Genomic DNA, 16,938 nt, shown 5'->3' on the forward strand with positions numbered 1-16,938 from the left:
AAAAAACAGGCCGGAATCCTTTCAAAATAGCACACAAAATACTGCAGCGGTTTTATACTGCTGTTATTATTACATCAATTTAGGGCATTGTGGGCTCTCCGATGTTAAGATATTACATGAATTGGCCAATAAATGACACTATATTACTGAATTATTATAATTACTTTGGATATTAAAATCGGACTTAAATCCTAACTTACTTAAAATTGTAATATGTCAAAAAATAAGTATCTGTTTGCGTTTGCATTGGTTACTTCCCTGTTTTTCATCTGGGGCTTCACTTATGGCCTGCTGGATGTGCTTAATAAGCATTTCCAGGAAACATTAAATGTTACCAAGACCAGAAGCACCTTATTGCAGGCGGCTTATTTTGGCGCTTATTTTTTAATCGGGCTGATTGGCGTCTTTGTAAATAAGTTTGATTATAAAAAGGGGATTATTTTTGGCCTGTTACTTTTTGCCATTGGGGCCTTTTTGTTTTATCCGGCAGCTGAGTCCTTTAATTTTAATTACTTTTTATTGGCCCTCTTTATTCTGGCGGCCGGTTGTGGTTGCCTGGAAACCACGGCCAATCCCTATGTAACGGTTTTGGGCGACCCGGCAAAGTCGGCCAACCGGCTAAACCTTAGCCAGTGTTTTAATGGATTGGGCTCTTTTTTCGGTCCTTTACTGGCCAGTCAGCTTTTTTTCTCCCATGGCAATAGCGATAATTTGGACTCTGTTAAAAGTGTCTACCTGATTATAGGCGTCGTTGTGCTGGGTATCGCGTTTTTGTTTATCAGGACAAAACTGCCTGAAATCAAAGAGGCGGAGCAGGAGCATTTGACCGCAGATCAGGATAAAAAGCCTTTAGGCGCCCATCCGCACTTTATATTCGGTGTGATCGCGCAATTTTTTTATATCGCTGCTCAGGTAGGGGTAGCGGCCTTATTTATTAATTATTGTACAGAAAGTGGCCTGACCATAGATAATGCCCTGGCTTCTAAATTGCTGGCTGTAGCCCTGTTCTTATTTGCAGCAGGACGTTTTATTGGTACTGGTCTGATGCGCTTCATTCAACCGCAGGTTTTGTTGGCCGTGTACGCAATTGTTAATTTTGTGCTGTGCGCAGTTGTATTATTGCATCTACAATGGGTCTCAGTGGTCGCGCTTATGATTATATTCTTATTTGAGTCTATTATGTTTCCGACCATATTTGCACTTGGTATTAAAGGGCTGGGGTCTCATACAAAAAAAGCAGCGTCCTTTATGATTATGTCCATTGTTGGAGGCGCTATCGTTCCTGCCGCCATGGGCGTACTGGCTGATAAATTTTCAACGGCCGTTTCTTACGCCATACCCATGGGTTGTTTTCTGATTGTAGCCTGGTATGGCTGGAGAGGCTATCAGATTGGACTGCCTAAGGCTATGCTGGGGCAAGGATCTGGTGTTAAAGTGGATTTTAATAAGCATTAATTTTGTGCTTATTAAACAATAGGAAGATATGAACGGTAAATGGAACAAATAAAAGAGGAAGGTGAGCTGAAGAAGAGAAAGGATGGTTAATAGGATTAGGAACATAAAATGTATAACAACACAGTAATATAGTAATATAATAATATATGAAAACATATGCCCTGGCGCTGGATCTGAAAAATGATCCGGTGCTGATTAAAGAATACGAAGCTTATCATAAAAATATCTGGCCGGAGATTGTAGCCAGCATTAAAGATAGTGGGATCCAGCATATGAAAATCTATAGAACCGGCAACCGGCTTTTTATGCAAATGACGGTCGGTGAAGACTTTAGTTTTGAAAAAAAAGCGGCTGCAGATGATAGCAACCCTAAGGTGATTGAGTGGGAGGAATTGATGTGGAAATATCAACAGGCCTTACCAGGGGCAGCGCCAGGTGAAAAATGGATTCTGATGGAAGAGATTTTTTCTCTGGAGGCCTGATAGTTTAATAATATAAAAAAGTGTACGTGTTAATTTTAAAAGCATCATATAATGAAATTTAGTTTAACGGGTAAAAATGCACTGATAACCGGTGCTGGAAGTGGAATCGGGCAAGCCACCGCCCTCAGCTTTGCTGAGGCGGGTGCACATGTGTGGATCGTCGATTTAAATGAAACAGGGGCAAGACAAACCGAGCAGCAAATCAAAGATAAAGGAGGCCAGGCAACGGTCTTACTGGTAAATGTTACTGACCAAGAGGCTGTTAAAGCAGCTTATGCAAAGCCCGAGACCATTGATATTCTGGTTAATAGTGCCGGGGTGTCTCATATTGGTAAATTAGATAGTACGCCTGAGGCAGACTTTGACCGGATCTATCAGGTAAATGTAAAAGGTGTTTATAACTCTATGCAGGCAGCTATTAGCCGGATGGAAGCGGCAAAAAAAGGAGTGATCCTGAATCTGGCCTCCATCGCTTCCAGCGTAGGCATTCCAGATAGGTTTGCCTATTCCATGAGTAAGGGTGCTGTGCTTGCCATGACATTATCTGTGGCCAAGGATTATGTAAAAGCAGGCATCCGTTGTAATTGTATTTCTCCAGCCAGGGTGCACACCCCTTTTGTGGACGGTTTTTTGGCGAAAAATTATCCGGGTAAGGAACAGGAAATGTTTGAAAAACTCTCCGCCACACAGCCCATTGGCCGGATGGCTAGTCCTAGGGAAATTGCGGATCTGATTTTATATCTATGCAGTGATGAGGCCGGCTTTATTACCGGCTGTGATTATCCTATTGATGGGGGCTTTATCAGGATCAATAATTAAAAATAATATATACATATACCAGCAAAAAGAAAAATAAACATATCATGAAGTTAATAAGATTTGGTGCAGTGGGGCAGGAAAAGCCAGGTGTCTTAATTGGAGAAAAACGTTTTGATACCTCAGATGTTGTGAAAGATTATGATGAAGCATTCTTTGCATCCGGCGGGCTGGAAAAACTGGCAGATTACGTAATGAAAAATGAAGGTAATCTACCTGAAGTAGCCGAGGATCAAAGATGGGGCAGTGCGGTGGCCAGGCCCTCAAAAATCATCTGTATCGGCCTAAATTACGCCAAGCACGCTGCTGAGACGGGCGCTCAGATCCCCAAAGAACCTATTGTGTTTTTCAAAGCGACCACAGCTCTTTGTGGGCCATATGATCAGGTGGTAATCCCTAAAAATTCAGTAAAAACAGACTGGGAAGTGGAACTGGCCGTGGTGATTGGTAAGAAAGCCAGTTATGTGGAGCAAGGCGAGGCATTGGATTATGTAGCTGGTTACGCACTTTTAAATGATTATAGTGAAAGAGAATTTCAGATTGAAAGAGGTGGTCAGTGGGTAAAAGGAAAGGGCTGCGACAGCTTTGCACCACTCGGACCCTATCTGGCGACCAAAGATGAAATCTCAGATCCCAATAACCTGCATTTATGGTTAGACGTAAATGGAAAGCGACTGCAGGATTCTTCTACCTCAGATTTTATTTTCAATGTACAGTATCTGGTGAGCTATCTGAGTCAGTTTATGACCTTGCTGCCAGGAGATGTTATCTCTACCGGTACGCCTGCAGGAGTAGGCCTGGGTATGAAACCTGAACCCTGGTATCTGAAACCAGGAGATGTGGTAGAATTGGGTATAGAAGGGTTAGGTCGTTCAAAGCAAACTGCAGTGGCATATGCAAAGAATTGATGCCCATCAACACTTCTGGCAGTATGATCCGATTAGAGATAGCTGGATTACAGGAGATATGGTAAAGATCCAGCGGGATTTTCTGCCGGCGGATCTAGCCCCTATATTAAAGCAAAATAATATAGCGGGTTGTATCGCCGTACAGGCAGATCAATCCCTGGCAGAAACCGATTTTCTATTACAGCTGGCTGGTCAATATGATTTTATCAAAGGAGTTGTCGGATGGGTGGATCTAAAGGGCCCTGAGCTGGCAAGAACCCTGGATGGGTTTAAAGATCATACGGTTTTAAAAGGCTTTCGGCACATTTTGCAGGGCGAGGCGGATGTTCATTCTTTTTTGGCGGATGGCCTTTTTGAAAAAGGTGTACAATATATCCATTCCAAAGGCTTTACCTATGATCTGTTGGTTTATCATAGTCAGCTGGCAAATATCCTAGGTTTGGTAGAAAAGTTATCAGCCGGTGACAATAGCGCTAAATTAGTCCTGGATCATATAGGCAAGCCGGATCTTAAAACAGGGGAGATAAAAACCTGGCAGATGCAGATCCGTCAACTGGCCAAGTTTCCAAATGTTTATTGCAAAGTCTCAGGCCTGGTAACAGAGGCTAACTGGCACCATTGGAAAATAGAAGATCTTAAGCCAGCGCTGGATACAGTGCTGGACGCATTTGGCGCTGATCGACTGATGTTTGGCAGTGACTGGCCGGTCTGCCTGGTGGCAACTTCCTATGATAAATGGCTGGAAGTATTGACAGATTATTTTGAACCGCTCAGTGACCAGGATAAAAAGGCCATATTTGGGGGAAACTGTGCGAGGTTTTACGGAATTTAAATTTACACAACTAGAAGCGTAAGATATTATGGACTTAGGTTTGCAAGATAAGGTAATAATCGTGACAGGAGGTGCCAAAGGCATCGGTGCCGCAATAGCAGATGTATTGGCAGCTGAGGGTGCCCAGGTGGTTATCGTTGGCAGAAAAGCGGCAGACAATCAGAAAAAACTCTCTGAGATACTGGCTGCCGGTGGCAAAGGAACCGCTATTGAGGCGGAGCTTAATGTGCCAGAAAATAGCAAAAAAGTAATTGATGCAGTACTAGAGGCTTATGGCCGCATTGACGGCATTGTCAATAATGCGGGTCATAATGATGGAGTAGGTCTTGAAAATGGCAGCTATGAAGGCTTTATTGCCTCCATGCATAAGAATGTTGTTCACTACTACTTATTAGTCCATCACGGCCTGCCGGCACTGATTGCCTCCAAGGGCAGCATTGTCAATATTTCTTCCAAGACGGCAGAAGTTGGCCAAGGCAATACCTCCGGGTATGCAGCAGCCAATGGAGCCAGAAATGCATTGACCAGAGAATGGGCAGTGGAACTGCTTAAATACCAGATTCGTGTAAACGCTATTGTGGTGGCTGAGTGTTGGACGCCGCAGTATTCGGAGTGGATTAAAACGCTGCCGGATCCCGAGGCTAAACTAGCGGATATTACATCCAGGATTCCGTTGGGCAACCGGATGACAACGACCCAAGAAATTGCCAATACCACGGCATTCTTACTGTCTGAAAAATCATCCCATACAACCGGTCAACTCTTACATATAGACGGTGGCTATGTCCATTTAGACAGAGCCCTGGCCAATGCCTAAGGATGGCTTTTGGGTTGAGTAACCATTATTATAAATAAAACATACAAGGTGAATAAGAAAAAAGTTCTGCAGGTACATCCAAGAGATAATGTACTGGTGGCGCTGCAAGACCTGCAAAAGGACGAAACAGTGAGTTTTGGCGATAAAGTGTACACACTAAGAGACGCCGTAAAAGCAAAGCATAAATTTGTGATTGAGGATATTGAAACGGGGGGAAAGGTTTACATGTATGGGGTGCTTGTCGGCAAGGCAAAACAACCCATTGCTACCGGAGAGGCCATAAACCTGGGAAATTTAAGCCATGCTGCCAGTGACTTTGTCATTGGTGAGCGCCATTTGGATTGGCACAAGCCGGATACAAGTGCCTTTAAAGATAGACATTTTATGGGCTATCACAGATCCGATGGCAGCGTTGGAACTGCTAATTACTGGTTGGTGATTCCTTTAGTATTCTGTGAAAATAAAAATCTGGGCAAACTGGAAAAAGCCCTGGTAGAAGATCTGGGCTACGGTAAAACAGAAACGGTCGATATTCAGTCAGGACAACTGATTGATTTATATAAAAGTGGTAAAAGTATCGAAGATATCCTGACAGCTGATCTGGCAACAGAGGTAGCAGCACCCAAAAAGGAAAGGTTATTTAAAAACGTGGATGGTATCCGGTTTTTAAGTCACACCGGTGGCTGTGGCAGTACCAGAGAAGACTCTGATGCATTATGTGGCCTGCTGGCTGGCTATATAACGCACCCCAATGTGGCGGGAGCCACAGTATTAAGTCTGGGCTGTCAACATGCACAGGCCAGTATATTAAAAGCAGAAATCAAAAAACGGGCAGCTGATTTTGATAAACCACTTTATATATTGGAACAGCAAAAGATCGGTGTAACTGAGACCTTTTTAAGTCAGGCACTCAAACAGACCTTTGCCGGGCTCATGCAGGCTAATCAAATGCAGCGAAAACCGGCACCGCTGAGTAAATTATGCATTGGGCTGGAATGCGGCGCAAGTGATGGATTTTCCGGTATCTCGGCCAATCCTGCCATCGGCTATACCTCCGATCTATTGGTATCACTTGGAGGTTCAGTAATACTTTCTGAATTTCCTGAACTCTGCGGCGTGGAGCAAAATCTAAGCGACCGCTGTGTTGATGAAGCGACAGCAGCGCGCTTCTCACATTTAATGAAAGCTTATAATGACCGCGCTGTGGCCGTCGGTTCGGGTTTTGATATGAATCCTTCACCAGGTAATATCAGAGACGGACTGATTACGGATGCCATTAAATCCGCCGGTGCAGCTAAAAAAGGCGGCACTTCCCCGGTTACGGCCGTATTGGATTATCCAGAGAAACAAATAAAGCCTGGGTTAAATCTGCTCTGTACACCTGGTAGCGATGTGGAATCCTGTACGGCGGAAGTAGGTGCAGGGGCTAATATCGTGTTATTTACCACGGGACTGGGCACACCCACGGGCAATCCGATTGCCCCGGTTGTTAAACTAGCGACCAATACACCGCTGGCGGAAAAAATGCCGGATATTATTGACATCAATACTGGCTCCATCATAGAGGGAACGGAGACCATAGAGCAGGCGGGCGCCCGTATATTGGATTATGTCATAGAGGTGGCCAGCGGGCGTCAGATAATCGCTGCAGAAAGAAATCGCCAATATGATTTTATACCCTGGAAACGCGGCGTATCGCTTTAATCACCAGTCGAAGGTGTCCGTAATATTCTGTGGAAGGGTAATGGATAAAAGCCTTTAAGGGGATAAGAATTGAGGTCATATTACTTAAGCTATTAATAATCAATTAAATAAAATAACGATGCTGCTGCCTTTAGTAGATGGCAGCGGTTCAAATAAGGGCGGACCTTTAAGGCCAATAGCAGTGGTTGATTGTTAAACAAAATGCCAACGGCTCATTTTATTTGTCGGTTTTTCATACATTTGAAATCCATTATTGTGATTATCAAACAAAAACTATGAATAAGACAGTTTATGTATTCGCCGCCGGTATGCTACTGGCAAGCTCATTTAACGCTATGGCGCAAAAACCGGAAGATACAGAATTCTACACACCAGTTCCGGCAGTCGTAACACCTGGGGCGACTAATCAACAAGCTCCCTCTGATGCGATTATACTATTCAATGGTCAGAACCTGAGTCATTGGGAGTCCGTAAATAACCCCGGAACACCAGCTCAGTGGGATGTGGCCAACGGTATATTAACCGTTAATAAAAAAGCGGGGAATATACAGACCAAGGAAAAGTTCGAGGATTATCAATTACATCTTGAGTGGCGTATTCCTGCCGATATGGAAGGAGAAGGTCAGGCCCGCGGTAACAGTGGTTTGTTTTTAGCCTCTATTGGTTCGGGTGATGCTGGTTATGAACTGCAGATTCTTGATTCTTATAAAAATAAGACCTATACCAATGGACAGGCAGGTTCCATTTATAAACAACATGCTCCTTTGGTAAATCCGGCCCGCATGCCCGGCGAGTGGCAGACTTATGATGTGATCTGGACGGCCCCAAGGTTTAATGCGGACAGCACACTTAAGTCTCCTGCCCGTGTGACAGCCTTTTTCAATGGCGTCTTGGTGCAGAATAATTTTATCTTAAAGGGTCCCACCTTGTATATCGGTCAACCAACTTACAAAGGCGCTGCTCACGGTCCTAGCCCTATTAAATTACAGGCACATGGAGATGGCAGCAAACCTATTAGTTTTCGTAATATCTGGGTGCGCAAACTCTAAGCGTAAAGGCGAATGTAACACGCGAATGCTAATACCTGATCGTCAAAGACGGGGATAATAACCGCATAATAAGGAATTGGTTAAAATAGAAAAGGGAGGTGAGCCAATTAATTAATTGGCTCACCTCCTTTTTCTATTATATATATGGCGCTTTGCAGGTACACTGCAAAGAAATTGCAGGTAAGGGCCAAAGAGGTATTTTTACTGCAACTAGGCCGATTTATCCACAGTTGCTAATTGACCTTTTAGGATTTCTGCTGCCCAGCCGGCGGCAATATCTAGTTGCTGTGGCATGGATAGTTTGGAATTATCCAGTGTAATCGCATCTTTTGCCTGCCTGAGTGGACTGATTTTACGGGTGGAATCAATTAAATCTCTTTTTAATAGATTTTCTTTGACTTCTTCCAGGGAGATATCGGGAAACTTAGGTTTTAGTTCATCGTAACGGCGATGCGTCCTGACTTCAATGCTGGCCGTCATAAATATTTTTAATTCGGCTTTTGGGAATACGGTAGTACCTATATCCCTGCCATCCATGACAATGCCTTTTTTTTCGCCCATCGCCTGTTGCTGGGAGACCGCATAATGACGCACTGCTTCAAGGGCTGCCACTTCACTGACATGGTTAGAGATTTTCATGGTCCGGATGGCCTTTTCTACATTTTCTCCATTCAGCCAGATATCAGATTGGCCCGTGTGGTTATTATTTTTAAATTCCAGCTGAATTTTTGCAAGTGCTGATTCAATGGTTGTAGGATCCTGAATATCTACTTTATTATCCAAAAAATATAAAGTAATGGCCCGGTACATGGCTCCACTGTCTATAAAGATGTAATCCAATCGTTTAGCCAGTTGTTTAGCCAGGGTACTTTTGCCACAGGATGAATAGCCGTCTATTGTGATGATGATCTTTTTCATGAGACAAATGTATAAAAGAAAAAGGCTTACGCAAATAAAGGGAAGCCTTTTACCTAATTAACTTATTAACAGGAGATTACTATTGTGAGTCCTCCATATAACTCTCTATAGGCTCGCAGGTACAAATCAGGTTGCGGTCGCCATAGGTATTGTTAATACGGGCTACTGCAGGCCAGAATTTGTTTTCTCTGATATAGGCCAATGGAAAGGCGGCCGTCTGACGAGAATAAGCATGTTCCCAATTGTCGTCACAGATCACCCGTTGTGTATGGGGCGCATTTTTCAGTACATTATCTGTTTTATCTGCGACGCCGTTTTGAACGGCATCAATCTCTTTATATATACTGATCATTGCATCGCAGAATCTGTCCAGTTCGCCTTTATCTTCACTTTCAGTGGGTTCGATCATAATGGTCCCCGGTACAGGGAAGCTCATCGTAGGGGCGTGGAATCCATAATCCATCAGTCGTTTGGCGACATCCTCTGCCTCAATACCTGCCGCTGCCTTAAAAGGCCGCAAATCCACAATAAACTCATGGGCACAGGTGCCATTTTTACCTGCATATAAAATCGGGTAGAATTCAGCTAGCCTGACTTTCATGTAATTAGCGTTCAAAATAGCATATTCCGTTGATTTTTTAACCCCTGCTGCACCAAGCATTCTGATATAAGCATAGCTAATCAGCAGGATAGAAGCACTGCCATAAGCAGCTGCACTCACTGGTCCGGCCTTTTCTAATGTAAAATGACCTGGCAAAAAGGGTAATAAATGCTTTTTGGCACAAATAGGACCTACACCTGGGCCGCCGCCACCATGAGGAATGGCAAAGGTCTTGTGTAAATTCAGGTGACAGACATCAGCGCCGATATACCCAGGGGCAGTAAAACCTACCTGTGCGTTCATATTGGCACCATCCATATACACCTGGCCGCCGTTATCATGTATAATCTGGCAGATTTCCCGGATGCTTTCCTCAAAAATTCCGTAGGTAGAAGGGTAGGTGATCATCAGAGCGCCCAGCGCGTCTTTGTATTGCTCCGCCTTACTGCGAAGGTCTTCCACGTCCACAAGGCCTCTGTCATCACTTTTGACAACGACCACTTTCATGCCCGCCATGACAGCAGATGCCGGGTTGGTGCCATGTGCAGAGATCGGAATAAGCACAATATTTCTGTGCGGTTGACCGGCTGCTCTGTGGTATTCCATAATGGTATTCAAACCAGCAAATTCCCCTTGAGCGCCACTATTGGGCTGCAGGCTGCAGCCATCAAATTGAGTAATTTCACAAAGATAATTACTGAGTTCATCAATCACCTGTTGGTAACCAGCCGCCTGATCCTTTGGTACAAATGGATGAATGCTGGCAAATTCGGGCCAGCTGAGTGGAATCATTTCCGTGGCTGCATTTAGTTTCATGGTGCAGCTACCCAGTGAGATCATACTGGTGTTTAATGCCAAGTCTCTTTTTTCCAGCTTCTTTATATAGCGCATCATTTGAGTTTCACTATGATGGCTGTTGAAAACAGGGTGGGTAAGGAAGGCAGAAGTGCGTTTTAGGGAGGCTGGTATTTTGCCGGCCTGAGTCTGTTCACTGTCAAATCCGATAGTCGCCTCATCTGAGCCTTTTGCAGCGGCAAATACAAAGACAATATCCAGGGCGTCTTTTTGCGTCGTGGTTTCATCTATGGAGATGCCTACGGTGCCATCCTCATAATACTGAAAATTGATTTGATTTTGCAGGGCCAGGGGTTCGATCAGCTGCCTGTCTGCTTTAACCCGCAAGGTATCAAAATAAGTATCGTTCAACTGCTCAAATCCAAGTACAGTAAGTTCTTCTTCAATGGCCTGGGCTATGATATTAATTCTAGTCGCTATTTCTGTAAGGCCTTTAGGTCCGTGGTAAACGGCATACATCGCAGCCATATTAGCCAGCAGTGCCTGGGCAGTACAGATATTGGAAGTTGCTTTTTCTCTTTTGATATGCTGCTCTCTGGTCTGCAGCGCCATGCGTAATGCATGACCACCCTGAGCATCTACACTGACGCCGATAATACGACCCGGAATGCCTCTTTTGAAAGCATCCTTGGTGGCAAAAAAGGCGGCGTGTGGTCCACCAAAGCCAAGGGGTACGCCAAAACGCTGAGCAGAACCTACCGCAACATCTGCGCCGAGCTCTCCGGGCGAAGTAAGTAGTGTTAAGGCCAGCAGATCAGTTGCCATGACAATATAGCCACCCTGGCTATGTACTTGCTGGATAAAATCTTTATAATCCTCAATGGTGCCATAACTGTTAGGGTATTGAACCAGTGCACCAAAATAGGTCTCATCTATAAGGGCATTATTATAATCCCCAAATATGATTTCTATTCCGATGGGAAGCGCCCTGGTTTCCAGCACATCTTTGGTTTGCCTGAAAATAGCATTATCCACAAAAAACTTAGGTTTTTCTGCCCTGCGAGGATTGGCGTGATGGAATAACATGGCCATGGCCTCTGCGGCGGCCGTCGCTTCATCCAGTAAAGAAGCTCCGGCCAGTTCCAGGCCGGTCAGGTCACTGACCACTGTCTGGAAATTCAGTAGACTTTCCAGTCTTCCCTGTGAGATTTCTGCCTGATAAGGTGTGTAGGAGGTATACCATCCTGGATTCTCAAATACATTTCTAAGAATCACAGAAGGCGTGATTGTATTATAATAGCCCTGGCCAATATAAGTGCGGTAGACTTTATTTTTTGAGGCGGTCATCCAGATATCCTGCAGGTACTCCTGCTCAGAAATGCTAGCTGGTAAATCCAGTTCTGCTTGTAGGTGGATGCTTTTTGGAATGGTTTTCTCTACCAGGGACTGGGTAGAAGTTTCTCCGATTGTCGCAAGCATTTGTTGAGTCTCTGTTTCACTCGGGCCGATATGGCGCCTGATAAATTCTGTAGACTGTTGGTCAAATAAATTCATTGTTAGTTATTATGACTTTTAAAGATGTGCAAAGATAACATTGTCTACAAATAAAAAAAGCGGGGAACGAGGACTTTCGCAAACGGTTGATAAGTTGTGCAGATCTTGGGGTAGCCCGACTTCATTTTCTTTTGGATTCAAATCAGTCAATTGTTAATGGTGTGCAAATGAAATGGTATTAAAACAGGTTTTATAACCACTGCTTTTAACGGTAATTTGACCGAAGGCATCGCCTTCCAATCGGCAAATGCATTTATTTTGCCTTCATGGTCAATCGGCGCTTTGGTCTGAAAATAATGAATCGAAAGTTTTCTATATAATGGAGATTTTTTAGGATTATCAGCAAGGAGGCTAATTTAAACATTTTAAATTTTAATATATGAAGAAGTTATTTATTGCAGGATTAATCGCTTGTGGGCTCTTTTTTATGTTGCCCGCTGTGAAAGCACAGACGAGTGTCAGATTTGGGATTAAAGCAGGCGCAAGCCTGAATTATTCCAAAATCGATTACAATAGTGAAACGACTACAGGGGACAGTCGTATAGGTTTTTGGGGTGGTGGTTTAATGGAAATATCGCCAAGTGACCCTTCCAATCAGTTTAAAATCCAGGTGGAGGCTTTATATAGCCGGGTTAATTTTAGGTATAATGACCCAGAAAATACCACTTCAATGGCAAAACTTTCTTTAAATCAGATAAATGTGCCCTTACTCGCAAAGTTTTTTGTTGTGCCAAGATTAAGTTTAAATTTTGGACCCACCCTGAATTTTAATCTCAGTGGCAAAGGAACATTAGAGACCAATGGCGTCGTGACAGAAAAGAAGCATATGACAGATTTTGAGACTTTTCAGATGGGGCTGGCTGCCGGAGGTACCTATTATATTCACAAAGGATTATTTGTAGACCTGCGATACAACCCGCTATTTGGATCAGTGACAAAAACGGCTGATGGGCTGGATGGGGCAAATCTAAAAATAAGTGCGCTTAAACTAGGAGTAGGCTATAAATTTTAAATACCTTGAGGGAAATTATGAGAAATTCTGTATTGGCAAATGAGAATTTTGATGCATTAAATTGGTTGGCAATATTTGTTTTTATTATCTTTGTGATCTATATGAAATTTAACGAGATTACTTAGCCTGTTTACTCAATTTACAAAGAATTCTATTAATTATAATTATTTTTTGATCTTCGCCTAAGAAATAACTTGTTTATTTGATTCCGTTATCTAAATAATCTAATAATGAGCGAAACAAGTCGTGTAGAATACAAAAGAGAAATTAATGCCGATGTAGACATTGAGAAAGAGGTAATAGCCTTCCTGAATTACTGACGGTTGCAAGTGGAAGTGAGAAGCCATATTATAAAAAGAAATATGGAATGACGCATAAAAGTTGTTATATCCGTTTAGGCACTGCAGCAGAGCCGATGCCTTTAGCCATGATTGAAAAGCTATTTGCTAGTCGGACACGAAATTCAATTGGTAAAATGCGGTCTCACAGGCAAGATCTTACCTTTGAACAATTGCGAATATACTATGATGCACGTGGTAAATCATTGAATAGCCAGTTCATGAGATCATTAGACCTAATTACTGAGGATGGTGAATACAATTATGCCGGTTATTTACTTTCAGATGAAAATAATATTTCCATTAAGGTCGCAAAATATAGCGGATTAGACCGTGTCGATTTAATTGAGAATAATGAATATGGTTATTGCTCGTTGGTTAAGGCAACTAAAAGTGTTTTGGATAAAATTGAATTAGAAAATCGAACAACTACACGAATTACATCTAAGGAACGTATTGATAGGCGTCTCTGGGAACCGGTAGCACTGAGGGAAGCAATAATAAATTCCATAATTCATAATTTGTTTACTATTGAAGTCCCACCTAAATTTGAAATTTTTGCTGATCGAATTGAAATTACATCTGCTGGAACATTGCCGGAAAGTTTATCTGAAAGAGATTTTTTTGCTGGAATTTCCATTCCAAGGAATCGAGAATTAATGCGCGTTTTTAGGGATTTGGAACTGGTAGAGCAACTTGGGTCTGGCGTTCCAAGAATTGTTAAAAGTTACGGTAAAAAGTGTTTTTATTTTATGGATAATTTTACAAGAATATCCTTGCCTGTTTCAGAGGCGGGTACCCCCCAGGATACCCCCCAGGATACCCCCAGGTTACCCCACAAGTAAAGCTGCTATTGGCTATTTTTAGTGGAGAACACAATAGGCAGGAACTACAGGATTTACTGGATCTTTCAGATAGGAAGCATTTTCGTGAAAAATACTTAATGCCCGCAATTGATGCTGGTCTTGTGGTATTAGTTAAAAATGAAAATAAATATAGCAAAAACGCAAAATATAAATTAAGTCCGATTGGTTTAAAGGTAAAATCTAAGAATAGTCATTAAAAAATGATGTCAGAAGAAAATGTCAGTATTTGGAATTAATCTTGATTGCTGTTTATGGAGCAGCTTGATGTCAAGATTGGGAAACTTATTGCTAGTATAATTGGCTATATGGTCGCAAATACTTGTGATTAAATTTAGTTTTGTGTGCTAAATAAGTATTATTTTTAAGGATATCATTGGTTTTTACGATCAATTCATTTCCCATCTTAATGTAGTCCTCTACGTAGTGTCTCTACAGAGGCTTTCTTCTTCTCAACTATCCTGCCTTTATATAACCTGGAACATGGTAGACCGGTACTGCGCTTTCAACTTTCTATAATTTGACTTTAGTTTACGCCAGCCCTTTAAATTGGAAACCTCTCCCTTAAGGGATTCTACTAAATCAAATATCTTACGACAACTGTCACAAAGTAGGCCAAGGTCCATTGGGAATCAACATCCTTTTCAATGGCATAACTATCTGTTTTTAGACGATGCGCTTTTTCTTTTTTTTAGGACGCCATTCATATTTATAAAAGAATGTAGCGTTCCTATGTTCTATTTATTTGACCTAAATCTCAATACAAAGCCCTATGTGAACAAATGCCTTTATGAGTCTATGCGGCGCGGCAAGCTCATCCGCTACGCTCCGGCTAACTTGCCGCGCCGCATAGACTTATATCTAGTTTGGAGACAATAAGAAAGTGACCCACAGTAAGTGTGTATTAATGTGATTTTGGCCCATTATTCTTATCAATTTAATATTTTCCGGCCCATAATGAAATAATACAAACTGGCCCATAATGAAGGAAATTGATTTCAAAAATAATGAAGAGCTGGTCGAAAAGCGCCTAATTTTTGCTTTCAAAAAGACCTAAAGACTGGCCCATATACGATGATAAAAAATGGTCCACATGACTGAAACGGGGTGGCCCATGTTCACAGCGATTAACCAGAGCTGATAAATTTACTGAAACTCAAGCGGAATCAGTATCACAGATTTTTCTAACAGAGACTAGTTATGTAAGTGACAGTACTAAGTTAAATGGATATAAATTTACACCAGTTTCATTGTAATATAGTGATAATCATTATAGTTGAATATACTGTATTGGAAAATGAGGATATTGTATTAATAACTTATTGGCAACGCATACAAAAGCCCGAAGTGCCGCAATTGAACTTCAGGCTTTTGTATGCATTGCCAGGATTGGTTTGTGCCCTGCCAAATCAAAAATAAATAACCTATACGTTAAAGAGGAAATGCATGATATCGCCATCTTCCACAACATAGGTTTTTCCCTGAACGGACAGTTTGCCATTTTCCCTGCAAGCGGCCTCGGATTTATATTTTACAAAATCCTCATATTTAATAACTTCTGCTCGGATAAATCCTTTTTCAAAATCAGAATGGATCACACCGGCTGCCTGTGGTGCGATAAACCCTTTGGTGATGGTCCAGGCTCTTACTTCCTGAACGCCGGCGGTAAAATAAGTAGCCAGATTCAGTAATTTATAAGTGGATTGGATCAGACGAGCAACGCCACTTTCTGTCAGTCCCATATCTTCTAAAAACATCTGACGGTCTTCATAGCTTTCCATCACCGCAATATCGCTTTCGATGGCGGCACTGATGAAAATTACCTCGGCTTTTTCGTCTTTAACAGCGTTTAATAAGGCCTCGGTATGTGCATTTCCAGAGATGACGGATCCTTCGTCGACATTACACACATATAAAACAGGTTTTATGGTGAGTAAGCAGAGTTCATCTAAAAACTTCGTCTTTTCTTCCTTAGAAATATCAAAACTGCGGGCATTTTGGCCGGATTCGAGGTGGGCTTTGAGTTCTTTTAAGATCTCAACTCCACGCTGGGCATCCTTATCTCCACCAGATTTTGCCTGTTTTTCTGAGCGGCTAATCTTTTTTCAATGGTTTCCAGGTCTTTGAACTGGAGCTCAATATCAATAATTTCTTTATCCCTGACCGGATTTACACTGCCATCCACATGGATGACATTGTCATTGTCAAAACAGCGTACGACATGAATAATGGCATCAGTTGCCCGGATATTGCCCAGAAACTGGTTTCCCAGCCCTTCCCCCTTGCTGGCTCCCTTTACCAATCCCGCAATATCTACGATCTCTACCGTAGTAGGAACCACGCGCTGGGGCTTCACCAGTGATTCAAGCGTTGTCAGGCGCGTATCCGGTACGGTAATGACCCCTACATTGGGCTCAATGGTACAAAATGGGAAATTTGCAGCCTGTGCTTTGGCACTGCTTAGTGCATTAAAAAGGGTGGATTTTCCAACATTGGGAAGTCCTACAATTCCTGCCTGTAAAGCCATGTTCTTTTATTTTGTGGGTGCAAAAGTACGTTAATTTTGGATGAGGAAAAACTGAAAATAAAGTGAGGTTTGGAAGTGATATCAAAGGCAATCTACCGAAAACAGTTAACAAACAATATGAAAAAGTGCTTTAATGCCCAGAAATTTTAGCACTTCATGGAGACTGCATTTATTTAACCAGATAGTAGCATTTGTTTATTTTGAGCACCAATATGGCTCGGTTTATTTTTTGAATCTTTTCTAAATTATTATACTCAGTTATCCTAA

15 protein-coding genes are annotated in these 16,938 nt (G+C 42.4%); 11 read left to right on the plus strand and 4 right to left on the minus strand.

Features of this window, described 5'->3' with window-relative positions:
- Positions 1 to 213 precede the first annotated feature (213 nt).
- The 8 genes from FSB73_RS14270 to FSB73_RS14305 all read left to right on the plus strand — a co-directional run bounded on the left by FSB73_RS14270 (position 214) and on the right by FSB73_RS14305 (position 8,063).
- A complete protein-coding gene (locus tag FSB73_RS14270; RefSeq protein ID WP_146783535.1) occupies positions 214 to 1,455 on the plus strand; it encodes a sugar MFS transporter in 1,242 nt (413 codons plus the stop codon).
- A 146-nt stretch (positions 1,456 to 1,601) separates the two neighbouring features.
- Positions 1,602 to 1,937 (plus strand): L-rhamnose mutarotase, encoded by a 336-nt coding sequence (locus FSB73_RS14275; RefSeq protein WP_146783538.1) that lies wholly within the window; start codon positions 1,602 to 1,604, stop codon positions 1,935 to 1,937.
- Positions 1,938 to 1,988: 51 nt separating this feature from the next.
- Positions 1,989 to 2,756, plus strand: coding sequence for an SDR family NAD(P)-dependent oxidoreductase (locus FSB73_RS14280; protein ID WP_146783541.1), 768 nt, complete (start codon positions 1,989 to 1,991; stop codon positions 2,754 to 2,756).
- Between the two features lie 44 nt (positions 2,757 to 2,800).
- Entirely contained in the window at positions 2,801 to 3,661 is an 861-nt protein-coding gene (locus FSB73_RS14285) for a fumarylacetoacetate hydrolase family protein (RefSeq protein ID WP_146783544.1), read from the plus strand.
- A complete protein-coding gene (locus FSB73_RS14290) occupies positions 3,648 to 4,493 on the plus strand; it encodes an amidohydrolase family protein (protein ID WP_146783547.1) in 846 nt (281 codons plus the stop codon). Before FSB73_RS14285 ends, FSB73_RS14290 begins: the two co-directional genes overlap by 14 nt.
- A gap of 28 nt (positions 4,494 to 4,521) precedes the next feature.
- Positions 4,522 to 5,310, plus strand: coding sequence for an L-fucose dehydrogenase (locus tag FSB73_RS14295; RefSeq protein WP_146783550.1), 789 nt, complete (start codon positions 4,522 to 4,524; stop codon positions 5,308 to 5,310).
- Positions 5,311 to 5,358: 48 nt separating this feature from the next.
- On the plus strand, positions 5,359 to 7,014 hold the full coding sequence (locus tag FSB73_RS14300) for a UxaA family hydrolase (protein WP_146783553.1): 1,656 nt from the start codon (positions 5,359 to 5,361) through the stop codon (positions 7,012 to 7,014).
- 275 nt (positions 7,015 to 7,289) lie between these two features.
- Complete coding sequence (locus FSB73_RS14305) at positions 7,290 to 8,063, plus strand: 3-keto-disaccharide hydrolase (RefSeq protein WP_146783556.1); 774 nt, start codon at positions 7,290 to 7,292, stop codon at positions 8,061 to 8,063.
- Positions 8,064 to 8,273: 210 nt separating this feature from the next.
- On the opposite strand, the gene cmk is transcribed toward FSB73_RS14305, so the two are convergent.
- Both cmk and gcvP read right to left on the minus strand, forming a co-directional pair.
- Positions 8,274 to 8,981: a (d)CMP kinase gene (cmk, locus tag FSB73_RS14310; protein WP_146783559.1), complete on the minus strand. Its 708-nt coding sequence runs from the start codon at positions 8,979 to 8,981 to the stop codon at positions 8,274 to 8,276.
- A 79-nt stretch (positions 8,982 to 9,060) separates the two neighbouring features.
- A complete protein-coding gene (gene gcvP / locus FSB73_RS14315) occupies positions 9,061 to 11,931 on the minus strand; it encodes an aminomethyl-transferring glycine dehydrogenase (protein ID WP_146783562.1) in 2,871 nt (956 codons plus the stop codon).
- A 379-nt stretch (positions 11,932 to 12,310) separates the two neighbouring features.
- Here gcvP and FSB73_RS14320 point away from each other — a divergent pair, with 379 nt between their 5' ends.
- The 3 genes from FSB73_RS14320 (at position 12,311) to FSB73_RS14330 (ending at position 14,344) form a co-directional block, all read left to right on the plus strand.
- Positions 12,311 to 12,943 (plus strand): porin family protein, encoded by a 633-nt coding sequence (locus tag FSB73_RS14320; RefSeq protein ID WP_146783564.1) that lies wholly within the window; start codon positions 12,311 to 12,313, stop codon positions 12,941 to 12,943.
- Between the two features lie 367 nt (positions 12,944 to 13,310).
- A complete protein-coding gene (locus tag FSB73_RS14325; protein ID WP_225974020.1) occupies positions 13,311 to 14,126 on the plus strand; it encodes an ATP-binding protein in 816 nt (271 codons plus the stop codon).
- An 8-nt stretch (positions 14,127 to 14,134) separates the two neighbouring features.
- Positions 14,135 to 14,344, plus strand: a complete 210-nt coding sequence (locus tag FSB73_RS14330; protein WP_146783567.1) for a Fic family protein — start codon at positions 14,135 to 14,137, stop codon at positions 14,342 to 14,344.
- 1,224 nt (positions 14,345 to 15,568) lie between these two features.
- Here the strand turns inward: FSB73_RS14330 and FSB73_RS27975 are convergent.
- A complete protein-coding gene (locus FSB73_RS27975; protein WP_225974021.1) occupies positions 15,569 to 16,054 on the minus strand; it encodes a DUF933 domain-containing protein in 486 nt (161 codons plus the stop codon).
- A gap of 119 nt (positions 16,055 to 16,173) precedes the next feature.
- On the minus strand, positions 16,174 to 16,671 hold the full coding sequence (locus tag FSB73_RS27980; RefSeq protein WP_225974022.1) for a GTPase: 498 nt from the start codon (positions 16,669 to 16,671) through the stop codon (positions 16,174 to 16,176).
- Positions 16,672 to 16,938 lie beyond the last annotated feature (267 nt).

This window comes from Arachidicoccus ginsenosidivorans, assembly GCF_007971385.1.
GTDB lineage: Bacteria > Bacteroidota > Bacteroidia > Chitinophagales > Chitinophagaceae > Arachidicoccus > Arachidicoccus ginsenosidivorans.